Annotated in this window: 15 protein-coding genes; 11 read left to right on the top strand and 4 right to left on the bottom strand. The window is 61.4% G+C overall.

Annotation, left to right across the window (positions count from 1 at the left end):
- Window positions 1–2,037, bottom strand: a 2,037-nt coding sequence (locus ACM62Q_RS07620) for a Tex family protein (protein WP_415035200.1), incomplete at its 3' end; no start/stop codon positions are given.
- A 119-nt stretch (window positions 2,038–2,156) separates the two neighbouring features.
- On the opposite strand from ACM62Q_RS07620, the gene fliW reads away from it, so the two are divergent.
- From fliW to ACM62Q_RS07605, 3 genes are all read left to right on the top strand, one after another.
- The gene (gene fliW, locus ACM62Q_RS07615) at window positions 2,157–2,594 is read left to right on the top strand and encodes a flagellar assembly protein FliW (RefSeq protein ID WP_415035198.1); all 438 of its coding nucleotides are present in this window, start codon (window positions 2,157–2,159) and stop codon (window positions 2,592–2,594) included.
- Window positions 2,595–2,683: 89 nt separating this feature from the next.
- On the top strand, window positions 2,684–3,829 hold the full coding sequence (gene dinB / locus ACM62Q_RS07610; protein ID WP_415035196.1) for a DNA polymerase IV: 1,146 nt from the start codon (window positions 2,684–2,686) through the stop codon (window positions 3,827–3,829).
- 93 nt (window positions 3,830–3,922) lie between these two features.
- Window positions 3,923–4,141: a DUF3079 domain-containing protein gene (locus ACM62Q_RS07605; RefSeq protein WP_415035194.1), complete on the top strand. Its 219-nt coding sequence runs from the start codon at window positions 3,923–3,925 to the stop codon at window positions 4,139–4,141.
- Window positions 4,142–4,177: 36 nt separating this feature from the next.
- On the opposite strand, the gene ACM62Q_RS07600 is transcribed toward ACM62Q_RS07605, so the two are convergent.
- Window positions 4,178–5,335 (bottom strand): NnrS family protein, encoded by a 1,158-nt coding sequence (locus ACM62Q_RS07600; protein WP_415035192.1) that lies wholly within the window; start codon window positions 5,333–5,335, stop codon window positions 4,178–4,180.
- 187 nt (window positions 5,336–5,522) lie between these two features.
- On the opposite strand from ACM62Q_RS07600, the gene ACM62Q_RS07595 reads away from it, so the two are divergent.
- The 4 genes from ACM62Q_RS07595 (at window position 5,523) to ACM62Q_RS07580 (ending at window position 9,005) form a co-directional block, all read left to right on the top strand.
- Complete coding sequence (locus ACM62Q_RS07595) at window positions 5,523–6,773, top strand: nitronate monooxygenase (protein ID WP_415035190.1); 1,251 nt, start codon at window positions 5,523–5,525, stop codon at window positions 6,771–6,773.
- A gap of 11 nt (window positions 6,774–6,784) precedes the next feature.
- Window positions 6,785–8,002 carry a porin gene (locus tag ACM62Q_RS07590; RefSeq protein ID WP_415035188.1) on the top strand — a complete coding sequence of 406 codons (1,218 nt, stop codon included), beginning with the start codon at window positions 6,785–6,787 and terminating at the stop codon, window positions 8,000–8,002.
- 4 nt (window positions 8,003–8,006) lie between these two features.
- Window positions 8,007–8,432 carry a hypothetical protein gene (locus ACM62Q_RS07585; protein WP_415035186.1) on the top strand — a complete coding sequence of 142 codons (426 nt, stop codon included), beginning with the start codon at window positions 8,007–8,009 and terminating at the stop codon, window positions 8,430–8,432.
- Window positions 8,433–8,564: 132 nt separating this feature from the next.
- On the top strand, window positions 8,565–9,005 hold the full coding sequence (locus ACM62Q_RS07580) for a cyclic nucleotide-binding/CBS domain-containing protein (protein WP_415035184.1): 441 nt from the start codon (window positions 8,565–8,567) through the stop codon (window positions 9,003–9,005).
- A gap of 105 nt (window positions 9,006–9,110) precedes the next feature.
- Here the strand turns inward: ACM62Q_RS07580 and ACM62Q_RS07575 are convergent, their stop codons facing one another.
- On the bottom strand, window positions 9,111–9,869 hold the full coding sequence (locus ACM62Q_RS07575) for a tRNA pseudouridine(65) synthase TruC (protein WP_415035182.1): 759 nt from the start codon (window positions 9,867–9,869) through the stop codon (window positions 9,111–9,113).
- Window positions 9,870–9,873: 4 nt separating this feature from the next.
- The gene (locus tag ACM62Q_RS07570) at window positions 9,874–10,857 is read right to left on the bottom strand and encodes an HpcH/HpaI aldolase/citrate lyase family protein (protein ID WP_415035180.1); all 984 of its coding nucleotides are present in this window, start codon (window positions 10,855–10,857) and stop codon (window positions 9,874–9,876) included.
- Between the two features lie 260 nt (window positions 10,858–11,117).
- On the opposite strand from ACM62Q_RS07570, the gene csm6 reads away from it, so the two are divergent.
- Genes csm6 through ACM62Q_RS07550 form a run of 4 tightly spaced genes read left to right on the top strand, consistent with a single transcriptional unit; the run spans window position 11,118 to window position 17,404 of the window.
- Window positions 11,118–12,233: a CRISPR-associated ring nuclease Csm6 gene (csm6, locus tag ACM62Q_RS07565; protein ID WP_415035178.1), complete on the top strand. Its 1,116-nt coding sequence runs from the start codon at window positions 11,118–11,120 to the stop codon at window positions 12,231–12,233.
- A gap of 58 nt (window positions 12,234–12,291) precedes the next feature.
- Window positions 12,292–13,419 (top strand): RAMP superfamily CRISPR-associated protein, encoded by a 1,128-nt coding sequence (locus tag ACM62Q_RS07560; RefSeq protein WP_415035176.1) that lies wholly within the window; start codon window positions 12,292–12,294, stop codon window positions 13,417–13,419.
- A complete protein-coding gene (gene cas10 / locus ACM62Q_RS07555) occupies window positions 13,416–16,361 on the top strand; it encodes a type III-B CRISPR-associated protein Cas10/Cmr2 (protein ID WP_415035174.1) in 2,946 nt (981 codons plus the stop codon). Before ACM62Q_RS07560 ends, cas10 begins: the two co-directional genes overlap by 4 nt.
- Entirely contained in the window at window positions 16,358–17,404 is a 1,047-nt protein-coding gene (locus tag ACM62Q_RS07550; RefSeq protein ID WP_415035172.1) for a type III-B CRISPR module-associated Cmr3 family protein, read from the top strand. Before cas10 ends, ACM62Q_RS07550 begins: the two co-directional genes overlap by 4 nt.

Here is a 17,404-nt window from a genome sequence, read left to right as displayed (position 1 = left end):
GTCCTGATGCACGCCGATGTCGACGAAAGCGCCGAAGGCGGCGACGTTGGTGACGACGCCTTCGAGGATCATGCCGGGTTGCAGGTCTTTGACTTCGGTGACGCCGTCGGCAAAGGTGGCGGTCTTGAATTCCGGGCGCGGGTCGCGGCCGGGTTTTTCCAGTTCGCGCAAAATATCCTGCACGGTGGGTAGCCCAAAGCGTTCATCGGTGTAGTTCACCGGGTTCAGGTTTTTCAGGGCGCGCGCATCGCCCAAAAGTTCGGTGAGTGGGCGGCCCAGGTCGACGATGATTTTTTCCACCAGCGGATAGGCTTCCGGGTGCACCGAGGAGCGGTCGAGCGGGTTGTCGCCGTGGTTGATGCGCAAAAAACCGGCGGCTTGTTCAAAGGTTTTTTCGCCCAGGCGCGGCACTTTTTTCAGGTCGTCGCGGCTGCGGAAAGCGCCGTGGCTGTCGCGGTGGCTGACGATGTTGGCGGCCAGGCCGGCGTTGAGGCCGGAAATGCGCGTCAGGAGCGGCACCGAGGCGGTGTTGACGTCGACGCCGACGGCGTTTACGCAATCTTCCACCACGGCGTCCAGCGAGCGGGCGAGTTTGGTTTGCGAAACGTCGTGCTGGTACTGGCCGACGCCGATGGATTTGGGCTCGATCTTGACCAGTTCGGCCAGCGGGTCTTGCAGGCGGCGGGCGATCGACACCGCGCCGCGCAGGCTGACATCGAGCTGCGGAAATTCGCGGGCGGCGAGTTCAGAGGCCGAATACACCGAAGCGCCGGCTTCCGAGACGACGATTTTTTGCAGCCGCGCCTCCGGGTAGCGTTGCATCACCTCCTGCACCAGCTTGTCGGTTTCCCGGCTGGCGGTGCCGTTGCCGATGGCGACCAGGGTCACGCCGTGCTGGCTGGCGTGGCGGGCAATGCTGGCGATGCTGCCCGCCCAGTCATTGCGCGGCTCGTGCGGATAAATGGTGTCGGTGGCGAGCAGCTTGCCGGTGGCATCGACCACGGCGATCTTGCAGCCGGTGCGGATGCCGGGGTCGATGCCCATGGTCACGTGCTGGCCCGCCGGGGCGGCGAGCAGCAGGTCTTTCAGGTTCTTGCCGAAGATGCGGATGGCTTCTTCCTCGGCCCGCTCGCGCAGTGCACCGACCAGTTCCAGTTCGAGGTGGGTGTGAATTTTCACCTTCCAGGTCCAGCGCACGGTGTCGGCCAGCCATTTATCCGCCGGGCGGTTTTTCTGGTGGATGCCAAAACGGGCGGCGATGCGCTGCTCGCAGGGGTGGCTGGCGGGTTTCGCGTCTTCCGGCACCAGTTCGGAATCGAGCACCAGCGAGAGCGTCAGAAAACCTTCGTTGCGCCCGCGCAACAGCGCCAGGGCGCGGTGCGAGGGCATCTCGGTAACGGCCTCGGCGAAATCAAACCAGTCGCGAAATTTCGCCCCCTCGTTTTCCTTGCCTTCGACCACGCTGGATTTCAGATGGCCGTGTTCGAGCAGGTAAGCGCGCAGGGTTTGCAGCAGTTCGGCGTCTTCGGCGAATTTCTCCATGAGGATCTGGCGCGCGCCGTCGAGCACGGCTTTCTCGTCGGCAAAACCGGCTTCGGCGTTGCGGTAGTTCGCGGCTTCTGCTTCCGGCGTCAGTTCGGGGTTGTCGAGCAGCGCCAGGGCCAGCGGCTCGATGCCGGCCTCGCGGGCGATCTGCGCCTTGGTGCGGCGCTTCTGCTTGTAGGGCAGGTAGAGGTCTTCCAGGCGCTGCTTGGTGTCGGCGTTTTCGATTTCACCGCGCAGTTCCGGGCTGAGTTTGCCCTGTTCCTCGATGCTGGCGAGCACGGCCGCGCGGCGCTCCTCCAGTTCGCGCAGATAACCCAGGCGCTCGGCCAGGGTGCGCAACTGGGTGTCATCGAGTTCGCCGGTGGCTTCCTTGCGATAACGGGCGATGAACGGCACGCTGGCCCCTTCGTCGAGCAAGTTGACGGCGGCCTGCACCTGCGCCGGGCGCACGTTGAGTTCAAGGGCGATGCGATGTTCGATGGGAGCGAGCATGGTGGGAAGGGCAAAAGAAAAAGGGCGCAATGATGCGCAAGACGAATGAAAATTACAAGCCGCGGCCGACTGGTGTAGGATGCGACTTGGATGCACACATCTTTAAGAGGAGGAAGTCCATGCAAGTACAAACCTATCTGTTTGGCGCTGTCGATGTCGCCGCCGAGCGTGTCATCAATTTTCCGCAAGGTCTGGTTGGTTTTGCCGACAAAACCCGTTTCATTCTGGCCAGCGAAGAGCAGGCCGGCGAGCCGGTCAGCTATACCCTGCAGTCGCTGGATGATCCGGCGCTGGCTTTCCAGATCATCGCGCCGTCCACGCTCGGCTTCAGCTACGAGCTGGAACTTTGCGATGCGGAAGAAGCTCTACTCAAGTCGCCGGCAGCCGATGACGTTGCTGTGATGATCGTGCTCTACAAGCAGGCCGAAGGCGGCAACATCGCGCCCAGCCTGCGCGCGCCGCTGATCATCAACCTCAAGGAGCGCGTCGGTTTGCAGAAGGTGCTGGCGAAGGTGAACACCAACGTCACCTTGTCGAATCTGGTCGCCAAGGTTTAAGTCTTTCTGTTTGTGCCGGCACTGACCGGCGGCAGCAAAAATGCCCCGTGTTTCTGGCGGGGCGTTTTGTTTTTTGATCGTCACCGCCCATGGACTCGCCCCGCCGCATCGCGCACCTCGATATGGATGCATTTTTTGCTTCCGTCGAGCTCGTGCATTACCCGATGCTGCGCGGGCAGGCGGTGGTGGTCGGCGGGCGCAGCGTGCATCAGCCGCAAAAACAGGCCGATGGTGGCTGGCGCTTTGCCCGTTTGCGCGACTATGTCGGGCGCGGCGTGATTACCACGGCCACTTATGAAGCCCGCGCGCTTGGCGTGCATTCCGGCATGGGTTTGATGAAGGCAGCGCAGAAAGCGCCGGATGCCTTGTTGCTGCCGGCCAATTTTGAGGCGTACCGAACCTACTCGCGGCGTTTCAAGGCGGCGGTGGCGAGCATCGCGCCGGCCATTGAAGACCGTGGTATCGATGAAATCTACATCGATTTGACGGAATTCACTGAGGATAGCGAAACGCTCGCCCGGCGCATCAAGGCGGCGGTGCGCGAGGCGACCGGGTTGTCAGCATCGATCGGCATCACGCCCAATAAACTGTTGGCAAAAATTGCTTCCGATCTCAATAAACCGGACGGTATTTGCGTGCTCAGCATGGAAGATGTGCCGGCGCGCATCTGGCCCTTGCCGGTGCGGCGCATCAACGGCATCGGCCCGAAAGCGGGGGCGCGTCTGGAGGCGATGGGCATTACGACGGTGGGTGAATTGGCGGCGGTGGCGGAGCATGTTCTGGTCGAGCAGTTTGGTGTCAGCACCGGGCGCTGGCTTTATCAGGCGGCGCGTGGCATCGATGCGCGGCCTGTGGAAACGGTGCGCGAAACTAAATCGATCAGCCGCGAAACCACGTTCGAGCGCGACCTCGATGTGCAGCGCGACAAGGCCTTGCTGACCGGTATACTCGACGAATTGTGTGCGCATCTGGCGGCAGATTTACGCAAAAAAGAAGTGCTGGCGCGCACGATCAGTATCAAGCTGCGTTTTTCCGATTTTACTGCCGTGACCCGTGATGTCACCTTGCCGCTGGCGATTGGCAGCGCCCGCGAGATTCGTCAGGCGGCCGGGCAATGCTTGAAGCGCGTCATTTTTGATCAGCGTATGCGCCTGCTCGGCGTGCGGGCGGCGGGTTTGCAGCCGCTGCATCAGAGTGTCAATGAAGCGCTCGGGCAGGGCGAGTTGCTGTTGTGAGAGTGCTGTTGTGAGGGGCGCTGGCACACCTCTGCAACCCGGGGCCGACGATACGGTCTGAGTGGTATCAGGAGAAAGGTCGGGAGAAAAATCATGGCCAAAGCTTTTCCGCTGCACCCCAAGCATCCCGAGCGTATTTGCTGGGGCTGCGATCAGTATTGTTCCGCGGCCGACATGAAATGCGGCAACGGCTCCGGGCGCACCCAGCATCCGGCGGAGTTGCTGGGCGAAGATTGGTACACCTTTGGTGATTGGGGTATCGCGCTCGATGTGACCCCCGCCGAGGAGGCCGAGCCCTTGGATAAAGTCTGAGCCGGGCGTAAGCGCTGTTCTGCTCTGCCCGGGGTCTCAGTGTTCCCGCCCGTCGATGCGTTGGCGTAAGAGATAGGGGGCGTAACGCCAGGCGATCAAGCTAAACCCGATGAGCCAGCAAGTCGCCGCCGCATGAATGGTGGCGAGGTATTTTTCCGGGGCCAGTTGCGGGATGATGGTACGAATCAGCAGCGCCGCCAGCATCAGGTAAAGCACGCTTTTATCCAGCGCAGTAAAGACGACTTTGCGCCCGGTATGGCCATTGGCGATGCGCACGATCATGGCGGGAATGATGCAGCCCATGGCACCGAAGGTAAAAATGTGGGTGGCAACGGTGCCGACCAGTTGCAGGTCGATGAAAGTGGCGGTGCCGACCAGCAAGAGTTGCGCGACGATGGCGAGATAGCCGATATACATGATGCCGATGTCGATGCGTCGCGCGGCAAGCAGTGGTTGCCAGAAAACAAAGCGGATCAGCAGCAAGGCGGCGAGCAAGAATGAGAGCAGCGCGAGCGTAAATTGCGGCAGGAGCGGCGTGGCAAGCAGCGCTAAACCCAGCAGTTTGATCGGCATGTCGAGCGCCCGGGTGCGCAGAATGTTGACCTGGAACACGCCCTTCATGAATTGCGTCAATGTGCGTTCCAGCATGACCAGGAAGGCCAGGCGGAAGAGCGCCAGCGCCATGTCCGTGCCGGCTTTGAAATCTCCGAACAAAATCAAATATTTGGCGATGACAAAGGCCGGCAGAAGGACGAAAAAGAAAGCATTGTCGGCGTAACTGTCTTGCGCGCGGTAACGGATCAAGGTCCAGAGCAGCATGAAGATGATGCTGCCGAGAAAGAGAAAGTTGGAGAGCAGAAACAAGGCCTGTGGCCAGGCACCGCCCCAGGCCATGCCCAGGCGCTCGAACAGCCAGGCTGCGGCGAGAAAAGCCAGGCCGGCCCCGTGGTGGCCGCGCACATTGACCCAGTTTTTCGTCGAGGTCAGCAAAAAACCGCCGAGAATGGCCCAGCCAAAACCAAAAAACATTTCGTGCGCATGCCAGGTCAAGCTGCTGACCGGGGGGGAGGGCAGAAAATCGTGGCCAGAAAAAGCCAGCGCCCAGATCAGCGGCAGAGCGGCCCCGGCGGCGCAGCCGAGGAGGAAAAAAGGACGAAAGCCGACGAGCCAGAGGGGGTGTTGAAGAAAAGCCATGGAATTTGACAGGGATCGGTTGGGGAATGAATGTGATTTTTATGGGCAGAGCGTGGCAACTATAGCAAGTCCGCCTGCCGCGAGCTTTGATTTAGCCCAGAGTACTGCACAGGGCGGGGGGGAATCGCGTAGAATCGGGTTTTTCCGGGCCGGTTGATGCCGGCCTGTTGGCTTTTTGAGGACAGCAATGAAGTGCGTGGATGATTTTCGTTTGCGGCTAGGCAAGCACGAATTGGTGCCCATCATGATCGGCGGCATGGGGGTGGATATTTCCACGGCTGATCTGGCGCTGGAAGCTGCCCGTCTAGGTGGGGTCGGGCATATTTCGGATGCGATGATCAACACCGTGGCCGACCGCCGCTACGATACCAAGCACGTCAAGGAAAAACTGGCGCTGTATAAATACAACGTCAATAACGAAGACAAATCGCCGGTCAAATTCGATCTGGGGCGGGTAGAGGAAGCCACGCGTTTGCACGTTGAGGCCACCATGTCGCGCAAGCGCGGCAATGGTCTGGTGTTTATCAACTGCATGGAAAAACTGACCATGAACGCGCCCAAGGAAACCTTGAAGGTGCGTTTGACGGCAGCGCTCGATGCGGGCATCGAAGGCATTACCCTGGCGGCCGGTTTGCATCTGGGTTCTTTTGCGCTGATCGAGGATCACCCGCGTTTTCGTGATGCCAAGCTGGGCATCATCGTGTCCTCTGTGCGCGCCCTGCAACTCTTTCTGAAAAAGAACCAGCGCACCAATCGTTTGCCCGATTTCATCGTCGTCGAAGGTCCGCTGGCGGGGGGGCATCTTGGTTTTGGCATGGATTGGGCGCAATACGATCTGGCGACCATCGTCGCCGAAGTGCTCGCTTACTTACGCGCTGAAGGCCTGGATATACCGGTCATCCCGGCGGGCGGCATCTTCACCGGCACCGACGCCGCGCAATTTCTCGAGGCCGGCGCGGGGGCCGTGCAGGTGGCGACGCGCTTCACCGTGGCGGCGGAATGCGGCCTGCCGGACAAGGCCAAGCAGGAATATTTCAAGGCCACCGAGGACGACATCGAGGTGAACCAGATTTCGCCCACCGGCTATCCGATGCGCATGCTCAAGGGCAGCCCCGGTATTGGCGACGGCATCCGCCCGAATTGCGAGGCCTATGGCTACCTGCTCGACGCCAACGGCAAGTGTTCCTACATCACCGCCTACAACCGCGAGGTGGCGGCGCATCCTGGCGCGCGCAAGGTCAAGGTGATGGATAAAACCTGCCTGTGTACCCACATGCGCAATTTCGAGATCTGGACTTGCGGCCAGCTGACCTGGCGCTTGAAGGACACCACGCTGCGCCAGGCCGACGGCAGCTACCTGATTCCGTCGGCGGAACACATTTTTCAGGATTACCAATTCAGCACCGAACAGAGGATCGCGCTGCCCAAGGTCGTGTAAGTCAGGAGCGCATGAAGATGAACGGGCAATGGCGACTTCTGGCCTGTGCGCTGGCTTCCTGTCTGGCGCTATCTGCGCACAGCGCTGAAAAGAGTGACGCCGCAGGCGGCGCTGTCGGCACCGACAAAACCTTCCGCATCAGCGGTTTTGCTACGCTCGGGGCAGTGCGCACGACGTCCGATGAGGTCGAATTCGTGCGCGATTTGTCGCAGGCGCGCGGCGCACAAAAAACCTGGACGGCGAAAACCGACAGCCTGCTGGGCGTGCAGGCCGATTGGCAGATCGATCCACAATGGCAGGTGACGGTGCAAGGTTTGAGCCGTTATCGTTACGACCGCAGTTTTCGCCCGGAAATTTCCTGGGCCTTTGTCAAATACCAGCCCAGCCCCAACGCCAGCCTGCGCGCCGGTCGCCTGGGGACGGATTTCTTCATGCAAGCCGATTCGCGCTGGGTGGGTTACTCCTATCTCACTGTGCGTCCGCCCGGCGATTATTTCTGGTATCTCCCGTTTCATACCATCGACGGTGGCGATGTCAGCATCAATCAGCCGCTGGGCGAGGCGGTTTTGCGCAGCAAGTTGTTTTATGGCCTGGCGCGCGGCAAGGTGCCGCTCGCCGCTGAGCAATGGAGCGTCAGCGCTTCTCCCATGCTGGGCGGCTATCTGGAGTATCAGCGCGGGCCGTGGACCGCGCGGATGAGTTACGCCAACATCCGTTTTGCCCATGATCTGCCGCTGGCCCAGGTGTTGGCGGCCGAAGCCGTCCCGTTTCCGCCAGCAGCGGCGCGGATGCTGCGTCTGGAGGGGGAGCGCAGCCACTATTACGCGCTCGGGATGGTGTATGACCAGGGGCCGCTGCAGTTGCAGGTCATGCTCAACCGTATCGACCAAGGCACCCGGGCCTTGGAGGATTCGAGCGCCGCCTATGTTTTGGCGGGCTATCGTCTGGGCGAATGGACGCCGTATGTGGGCGTGTCGCGCGTTTATTCGCGGCGCGGGGCAGGGGGCAAAGGGCCGCTGGTGGCGGCCGTGCGTGCGGATTCGCACAGTGACCAGACAACGCAATTCGTCGGTGCGCGCTGGGATTTTGCCCGCAATCTGGCCCTCAAGGCGCAATGGGATCGGGTGCGCGGGCAGCCGAGTTCCCTGTTTCCCTACCGCGAGGAAGATCGTCGGCGCTGGGATGGCAAGTTGGATGTGTTTTCCCTGAGTCTGGACCTCGTTTTTTAAGCCAATGCGCCGCCTTTTTCTTCTTTTCGTGCTCTGCCTTGGCGCAGGCTGGCAGGCGGCGTGGGCGGATCTGGTGGTGATCGTCAATGCCCGCAGCGGCGTTGCAGCAATGACGCGAAACGAGGTCGTTCATATATTTTTTGGACGTAACCGTTTGTTTTTTAACGGACAGGAAGCGCATCCCGTCGATTTGCAAGGTAAGCATCCGGTGCGTTTGGATTTTTATCGCCGTCTGGTGGGCAAAGAGTTGGCCGAGATCGATGCCTATTGGTCGCGCCAGCAATTTACCGGCGGTGCCCGTCCGCCCGTGCAGCTGGAGAACAGTGCAGACGTTCTGGAGTGGGTGGCAACCCAGCCAGGGGCGATTGGTTTTGTCGAACTGCCGCACGCCGACGCCCGCGTGCGTGTGGTGTACGATTTTGCCCGCTGAATCGCACGAAATCGTATTTCCACGCGCGCTGCTTGCACAAAATCTGCAGGATGACCACAATGTGCCTTTGCTGTTAAAACCTTCCGATTTTGTGCGATTTTCGTGCAAATCGACAATAAAAGGAGACAAAACATGGTCATTCGGATCATCCGCGAGGTTATCGCCGAACATCCCCTGGTCAGTGCGCATAAGTCGATGTCTGTGCGCGAAGCGTGCCGGCTGATGGTGGAAAAGCACATCGGGGCGCTCTTGGTGCTGGAAGGTGAGCGCATTCTTGGTATTTTTACCGAGCGTAATGCCTTGACGCGCATTCTTGCCCCCGGCCGTGATCCCGACACGACGACAGTGGGCGAAGTCATGGTGGCAGATCCGGTGTGCATTGCAGCCGACAAACCGCTGACCCAGGCCTTGCTGCTCATGGCGGACGGCGGTTTTCGCCATGTTCCGGTGGTCGATGATGCGGGGCGGGCGATCGGCATGGTTTCGGCGCGCGATGCCCTGGGGCATGAGCTGGTCGAAGTCGGTCGTGGCATGACCTCATTTTCCAAGCTGGAAAGCTCGCTCGCCTATTGAGCTTGAAGTCGGCCGTCGAGGGTGGCTCAGTGTCACCCAGGCCACGTGCCCGCGTGCTTTTGTGACAGGGTCAGGCGCGTTCCGGGCGGGCTTCGCTTTGGACGTTTATGGCGCGGTCCAGCCGAATTTTTTCAGCAAATCGGCAAATTCGCCGCTGGGCGCTGCCTTGAGCTGCAGATTTTCCTGCGTGATAGGGTGTTGCAGGCGCAGCGCGGTGCATGCCAGCAGCAGGCGGCTGCAGTTGAGTACCTCGGCGAAATAGCGGTTGTGCTGGCCCTTGCCGTAGGTCGAATCGCCGATGATGGGGTGGGCGAGGTGTTTCAGGTGGCGGCGGATCTGGTGCTTACGCCCGGTGACGGGCGTGAGTTCGAGCAAGGCGTAGCGGCTTTGCGGGTAAGGCGGGATGGCGACCGGTAATTCCACCGTCGCCAGCCGCCGGAAATGGGTTAGCGCGGGCTGCGCTTCACGGCTGCTGCGCGCTCCCTGGAATTCGTAGTCGTCGCGCTGGCGCGAGAGCGGATGGTCGATGCTGCCGCTTTCCGGCGGGTGGCCGCGCACCACGGCGAGATAGCGCTTGGCGACGGCCCCGGCGGCGAATTGCCGGCCCAGGGCGGCGGCGAGTTCAGGCTTGAGGGCGAACAGCAGGACGCCCGAGGTGCCGCGGTCGAGGCGGTGCGCCGGCCAGACCTTCTGCCCGATCTGGTCGCGCAGCATCTGCACGGCGAAACGGGTTTCGTGGCGGTCGATTTCGGAGCGATGCACCAGCAACTTGGCGGGTTTGTCGATGGCGACCAGGTGGGCATCGCGGTAGAGCAGGGTGAGCGGCGCGTCATCAGGTGCGCTGTCTAATACAGATTCCGCCACGACATCAGGCAAAGAAAGCTTCCCTGGCGGCGGCAGGTAAATCCATGCCGGTCACCTGGGCGCGCTCCAGAAGCTCCCAGTAATAGCGGTAAGAGGCGCGATCGTGCAGCCTGCCGGCGTGCTGGATCGGCCCCCAATCCTTTTCTTGCGCGGCGAGCAGAATCTCGGCGGCGGTTTCGACCTCGGAGAAATCCGGACGCATGGCTTCGACAATGGGGAGGATCTGGTTCGGATGAATGCTCCACATGCGCAGATAGCCAAATTCGCGGCGGGCGCGCCGGGCGTCGTCGCGGATGGTGTCGAGCTCTTTCAGTTCGGTGGTGACGTTGTGCGCCGGGACGATGCCGCAGGCCAGGGCGGCAGCACTGATTTCGCACTTGGCGCGGGCGATCAGCGGATGCTCGAATTGCCCGGGGCTTTTCATGGCGCTGCCGGGAATCGCGCCGTGGTGGCCGGAAACGAAATCCATCAGGCCGAAATCGAGCGATTCAACACCGGGCAGCTGGGCAATTTCCCACACCTCGCGCAGCGCGCCGTGGGTTTCGATCAACACATGCACGGGAATGCGCTGCTCGATGCCGTATTCGCTTTCCGCTTCACGCAGGGCTTCGATCTGCGTTTGTACGTCGCCGGCGCTGCACGGCTTGGGTAGGGTGATGAAGGGCAGGCGGTTGCCGGCCTGGCCGACCAGAATGTCGAGATCCTCGCGCCAGTGTGCGTGGGTGACATCGTGAATGCGGACCGCGACGCGGTTGAATTGGTTGTCGGCACTGTTGATGAGCGCCGCCACCATCTCGGCATGCGCGCGCTCCGCCCCGGCATGCGCGCCGTCCTCGCAGTCGCAGGTAATGTCGAAGATGGGGCCGAGTTCCTGTTGGAGTTGCAGCGCTTTTCGCATCAGCTTTTCTGAACCGGCGTAGTGGTCGACCACAGGCAGCACGGGAAAGGGTTTTTCGCCGGCAAAGAGAACGTGTTTCGGGTGGCGCATGCGGCAGGCTTTCAGGGGAGAAGGGGGCGATTCTACGAAATTTTCTCGTGCAACGCAGTGGCGCACTGGCCGATGAAAAGGGGTGAGCATCGATAACAAGGCGTTTTACGCCCGCTGAAGGGCTGTCCGGTCAGCGTAACTGCCGCGCTCTATCCGGCACCGCCAAGTCAGATCGACAGGTGTCTGGCAAGCTTGCCAGTGTTCCGCCTACAGATGGCGCTGGCTAAGATACGCCCTTATTGCCTAATACATTTTTGAATATGCCGACACATCGCATCCTGCTCGCCGTTACCGGCCTCTCACCGCAGATCGTCACCGAAACGCTGTACGCCTTGTGCGTTACGCAAACTCCGGCGTGGATTCCGGACAGTATTCACCTGATCACCAGCCAGGAAGGCAGCGAACGGGCACGCCTCGCCTTGCTCGATCCGGTACATGGCCAGTTCCCGGCCTTTTGCCGTGACTACCCACAGGCCGCCGGTATTCATTTTCCGCCGGAAAACATTTATTGCATCACCGGTGCCGACGGCTTGCCGCTCAGTGACATCCGCACGCCGGAAGACAATGCGCTCGCGGCCGACGCCATCCACGCCCTGCTGCGCCAACTCACTGCTGACCCCAGTAATGAATTGCACGTCTCCATTGCCGGCGGCCGCAAGACCATGGGTTTTTACTTGGGCTACTGCCTGTCGCTCACCGCCCGGCCGCAAGATCAACTCTCGCACGTGCTGGTTTCCGAACCCTTCGAGGCGCTGCCCGATTTCTATTTTCCGCCGGCCACGCCGCGCCTCCTGCACACCCGCGACGGCCGCCCCATTCATACCAGTGACGCTCGCGTCATGCTCGCTGAAATTCCTTTTGTGCGCCTGCGCCCGTTACTGCCGCCCGATGCCCTGACCGGCAATCTGAGTTTTTCCGCCGCCGTTGCCGCCACGCAAAGCCACCTCGCCCCGCCCCATCTGGAGATTCATCTGAGCGAGCGCCGCCTGCGCTGCGGCAATCACGACATCCGCCTACAGCCGCAACTCTTCGCTTTCTACGCCTGGCTGGCACAGCGCCAGCACAGCGGCCTGCCGCCGGTACGCCATACCGACGCCGATCCAGGTGAATTCCTCGCCATTTATGTCGACACCGTCGGGATGGATGCGGTCGATTACGAAAAAACGGTGGAATCGCTGGCCGACGGCGGCTTCACCAAGGAATTCTTCGAGCAAAAGCGCGCCAGGATCAACAGCCGGCTGAAAACCGCCCTCGGCCTGGCCGCCACGCCCTATCTCATCGCGCCACACGGCCAGCGCCCGCTGACCCGCTATGGTCTGAGGCTGCAACCGGGACAGATCCATTGGCATGCCCCCGGCAAGCTTGCCGGATCATGACAGGCGCGATTTCTTTAGTATGCTTGCCACTTTGCCGCCGCCCGGAATCATGCACCCTATGCCCACGATGATCAAAAACGAATTGCGGATCGAACTGCTCACCCCCGCCTTTCTCGGCGATGCCGAACAAAAAGGCGTTTGGCGCACCCCGCCGCTCAAGGCTTTGCTGCGCGAATGGTGGCGTATTGTTGCAGCGCCGGAGGCCGGCTATCGCCATCAAGCGCTGCGCGAGCAAGAAGGCGTGTTGTTTGGCAATGCCTGGCTGGATTCAGGCGCGACTCAGAGCAAGCTGCGGCTGGCGCTGGCGCATTGGCATGAAGGCAAGAGTGGCTGGGAAGGTCGTGACCCCAGCCTTACCCATCCAGAAGTCAAAAATAGGAATACCGGCCAAGCCCAGCCAGTGGGTAGCCAGCTTTATCTTGGCTATGGCCCGCTGGTGTACGAAAGAGGGGCAGGCACCGCACTGAAAAATAACGCCGCCCTGCAAGCCGGTGACAGCAACGTGCTCAAACTCGCCTGGTCAGAGCAAGAAACCGCCATTCCCCATGTCCTGCAACTCATTCACTGGTTCGGTACCATCGGCGGGCGCAGTCGCAATGGCTGGGGCTCGCTGGAATTCGTTGGGCAGAAAACTTTGGTCAAAAATGACGAAGCCTTGCACACCGTGCTCCGTCCTCTCGCAGACTGCCTGCAACGAGATTGGCCGCATGCCATCGGGCAGGACAAGCAAGGCGCGCTGATCTGGGAAAGCAAAAAAACCTTCAACACCTGGCAAGAGGCCATGCGCTTTCTGGCGCAGACCAAAATTGGATTTCGCACTCAGGAAAATATCCGGTTCAAAAAAGGCGTGCCTCATCCCAACGAGAGGAAGCGCAATCAGGACTGGCAACTGCATCACCAACCCGAGGAACGGCATTTGCTCGCGTATCCAGTCACGCATCACGAAGTACAAAAGCAAAGGGCACGTGGCGATGAACAAACTGATTGGGGCGACGGCCGACTCGCCAACCAACTCCGCTTCAAGCTCTTCCGCGACAGCCAGCAACAGCTGCGCGCCCGCATTTACCACACGCCTCATGCTTGCCCGTTACCGGGCGTGACACTGGATCAGCAGGCCGTCTGGCAAAAAATTCACGCCTGGCTCGACCACAACACCGAGCTGCAACGCCTGGGAGGCGCGCAATGAGCGAACACCACAGCCGCTGGCTGACCAAACTCGCCGCCTGGACGCACGATCCGGCAGAAAAAGCCCTGGTGCTGTTGCGCGACAGCGCCGGCCATGAAGGCGGCACGGTGCGCGAATTGCGCCAGAGCTTCTTCCCGCAAGGCGTACCCAAGGCTGTGCAAGAAGCCATCAAACAGGCCGATCACTGGGCCTCGGCTGCTGACCGGCCGCAATTTGGCGGTGGCGGGCGCGAGAGCTGGGCACAGGTGCGCTTTGATCAAGATCCCGTCCTGATTCACCCGCTTTCTGGCGAGGAATACCGCCTTGATAAACTCGATGACATCAGCCCGGCCCACATCAAGGCACTCTCCGGCGAGCATTTCCGCAGTCTGATCGTCAAGACGGCAGGCGACGACATCGACGCCCGCCGCACGGCCCTGGCCTTCTGGCGCTTTGGCCCGGAACTCAAGGGCAGCGAACTGGCCCACCTGTGGCAGTTGCTGCCCGCTGACACGCGCATTCCCGATCACAGCATCTGGTCGCACCTCGATCTCTCCAGGGCCTTCGCCACCGCTTTTGCCGCTGATGCAGAGGGTGAAGGCAAAGGTGAAGCCGCCTTACTTTCCATGAGCTTCGGTCCGGTGCAGGACTTCATCGCCGCCGCCCGCACCACCTCCGACCTGTGGGCCGGCTCGCATCTCTTGTCACGCATCGCCTGGGAAGGTTTACGCGTCATCTGCGAGCAACTCGGTCCGGATGCGCTCGTCTTCCCGCAACTGCGCGGCGTGCCGCAGGTCGACCTGTGGCTGCGTGACGACATCGGCCTGGCCGCCGGGTATTTTGCCGATCTGGAGTGGGTGAACCGTAAAACCGACGCCAATCCATTGTTTCTGCCGGCGCTTCCCAACAAATTTGTTGCCATAGTTCCCGCTGGACAAGCCGCTGCGCTGGCCGAACAGGTCACTCAGGTCGTGCGCGACTGGGTGCGTAACACCGCACAAACCCTACTGGCCGAATTGCTGGACAAGGCAAAACTCGCCAACACGCCGGATCTGCCCTGTCATGTGCAGTTGAGCGCGCAACTTGCCGGTTTCCCGGAAGTGCATTGGGCCGCCATACCCTTCTCGCGGATTGCTCAGGACAATGACGGTAAGGCGCTGGCGCAGCAAGACAGCCTCGCTGCCGCCAGCCGGCCTTTCCTCGGTAATGTCGCCTTGCCCGGTTTTCTCGGTAGCCCGGCCTGGAAAATCCTGTCCCGAGAAATCAGCATCGACGGTGCCCGCTTCTTCACCCCCAACCCCGGCGTGCTCTATCCGGCGATTTATGACCTGCTTGATCGTGTTGCCGCGGCTGCCAAATCGGTACGCCCGTTTGCTCAGACGCGACACCAAGGCTACCGTTGCGACCTAAGTGGCGAGACCGAATGGCTGACCACCGACCGGGCGCAACTCGCCTGGGGCAAACAAGGCCGCAAGGATGCCCCAACCCTGTGGAACGAAGCGGCCAAAGCCTTGCCCGGCCTGCTGCGCAAGGGCGAACATCTCGGTGCGCTGGCCATGCTGAAGCGTTTGTGGCCGCGCCAGTTCGTGCGCGAAATTCGCAGCATGATCGGTGACGATCTCAATCGCTACGTCGTTTCCACCCACACCATGGCGCTCGCCACCTCACTGGAATGCTGGCTGGATGCAGGCGGCGGCAACATGCCGGAGGCTGCCAAACTACTTGCCGAAATCCGCCACACCCAGCCGGTGGCGCTGCCCCGGCAACTGGCCGAAAGCCTTTACCAGCAATCTGAAACTACCCGTGAACTGGTGCGCCGCCTGCCCGCCTGGCTCGATGCCGACGATCTCGACGGTAATGACAGCAAGGTCGACGACAACCGTGAGCAACGTCGTCAGCAGGTCAAAAACCTGCTCGGCCAGAAACCCGAAGCCTATTACGCCTTCATCCTGATGGATGGCGACAAGATGGGGGCCTGGCTCTCGGGCACGGATGCCGACTACACCTTGCCGTTTGAAAAAACCTGGCACCCGCAGATTCGCGCCCAGGCCAAGGGTAAATTCCCGGCGCTTGATGATTATCTCAAGGCCCAGCGCCCGGTTTCCCCCGCAAGGCATATGGCTATTTCCGGCGCGCTCAACTGTTTTTCGCTGCATATCGCCCGCCATATCGTGGAAGACCGCTGCAAAGGTAAGCTGATCTATGCCGGTGGGGATGATGTGCTGGCCATGGTCTCGGTCGATGACCTGCTGCGCTGCCTCTTTCTGCTGCGTCTGGGTTATGCCGGCATCTGGCCGGAACAAGCCGGGCTGGAAGAACTGCTGGCGGCGGTCAACAACCGAAAAGACGCCCAATTCAAACGCGGCCACGCGCTCTATAACGCTCAACTGCTGCGCCTGATGGGCGAAAAAGCCACCGCCTCGGCCGGTGCCGTCGTCGCCCATCACCAGACGCCGCTTGGCCGTGTGTTGCGCGAACTGCGGTCCACCGAGAAAAAAGCCAAAAATGAAGGCGGGCGCGATGCCATTTCCATCAACCTGCTCAAACGCTCAGGTGGTGCCGTGCACCTCACCTTGCCCTGGCTGCAACCCGGCAGCGCCTGGCCGCAAGCTCTGCAAGGCAGCCTGACCGATACCCCGGTGGCGCTGCTGATCAAGCTGCAAGCCCTCTTTGCCGGCAACACTTCGCGCCGTGCCGCCTACATCACCCAGGGCTGGCTCACCGATTTACCCAGCGCCGCACAGATCGGCATGGCGGCCCTGCAGGAGTTGCTGGCGCGCAATCTCGCCTATCAGCTCAAGCGCCAAGGCGGTGAAAATGCCGGGCCGCTCGGTCCCATCCTCGCTGAAACCGCCTGCCGCATTGCCCGTCAGCGTCAGCAAGAGCCTGCGCCGCTGGTGCGTGACCTGCTCGGCGTCGCCGAATTCCTCGCCCGCGAAGGCCGCACCGGAGAATCATCATGAACGCCCTGTTTCTCGAACCGCTGGATGTGCTCTACCTGCGCGGCAACAAGCTCTTTGGCGATGCCGGCAGTCATGGTGAAGCACTGATGCCGCCCTGGCCCAGCCTCGCCGCCGGTGCCCTGCGTTCGCGCCTGATGGCAGCAGGCGCAACACTGGAAAATCTCAGTGATTTCCGCCTGACACTTTTTGGCCTGGCCCGGCAGTCGACCGCTCATGCCTCTCTCGAACCCCTGTGGCCGTTACCGGCCGATGTCGTGGTCAACAGTGACGACCTCAACGGCGCTACCTACCTGCGCCCGCAGCCTCTGCCCGCCGGGCTATCGAGCAGCTATCCACTGGCACAGTTGCCCACACTCTGCGCCGATACGCCGGCCAAGCCCGTTGGCGGGCTGTGGCTGAACGGCGCTGGCATCGCCGCCTGGCTGGCCGGGCAAGCCATTGTTCCAGCCCATCTGGTACGCAGCAGCCAGCTCTGGCAACTCGACAGCCGCCTCGGCATTGCGCTGGATACCGAAAAGCGCAGCGCCGCCGACGGCATGATCTACACCAGCGAAGCCGTTGCCTTGCAAGCAAACGTGGGCTTTATCGCAGCTTACGCGGGACATGAGCAGGCGCTGCAGGAGGGTGATCTCGTCCGTCTTGGCGGTGATGGTCGCGCCGCCCGCCTGCAATCAGGCCAGCTGATATTGCCCGCCACCGACTGGGCGCGCATCGAACGGGAAGGCCGCTTCCGCCTCATCCTCACCACCCCCGGCATTTTTGCCGCTGGCTGGCAACCCGAGGGTGTCCCTGGCCAGCTCGTAGCCGCCAGCGTCAGCCGCGCCGACACCATTTCCGGCTGGGATCTCGTTACCCAACAGCCCAAACCGGCGCAACGCATCGCCCCCAGCGGCAGCGTTTACTGGTATCAACTGAGCGACAAGCTTGCCGAGCTCGAAAAACTCCAGCAACTGGCCGACAATGGCCTGGCTATCAACGACCCCATGCGCCGCGCCGAAGGCTTCAACCATTGCCGCATCGCCCCCTGGGCACAGGAGAACTGA

The organism is Azonexus sp., from assembly GCF_047638095.1.
Taxonomy (GTDB): domain Bacteria; phylum Pseudomonadota; class Gammaproteobacteria; order Burkholderiales; family Rhodocyclaceae; genus Azonexus.
This window is presented reverse-complemented; position numbering and strand designations above follow the sequence as displayed.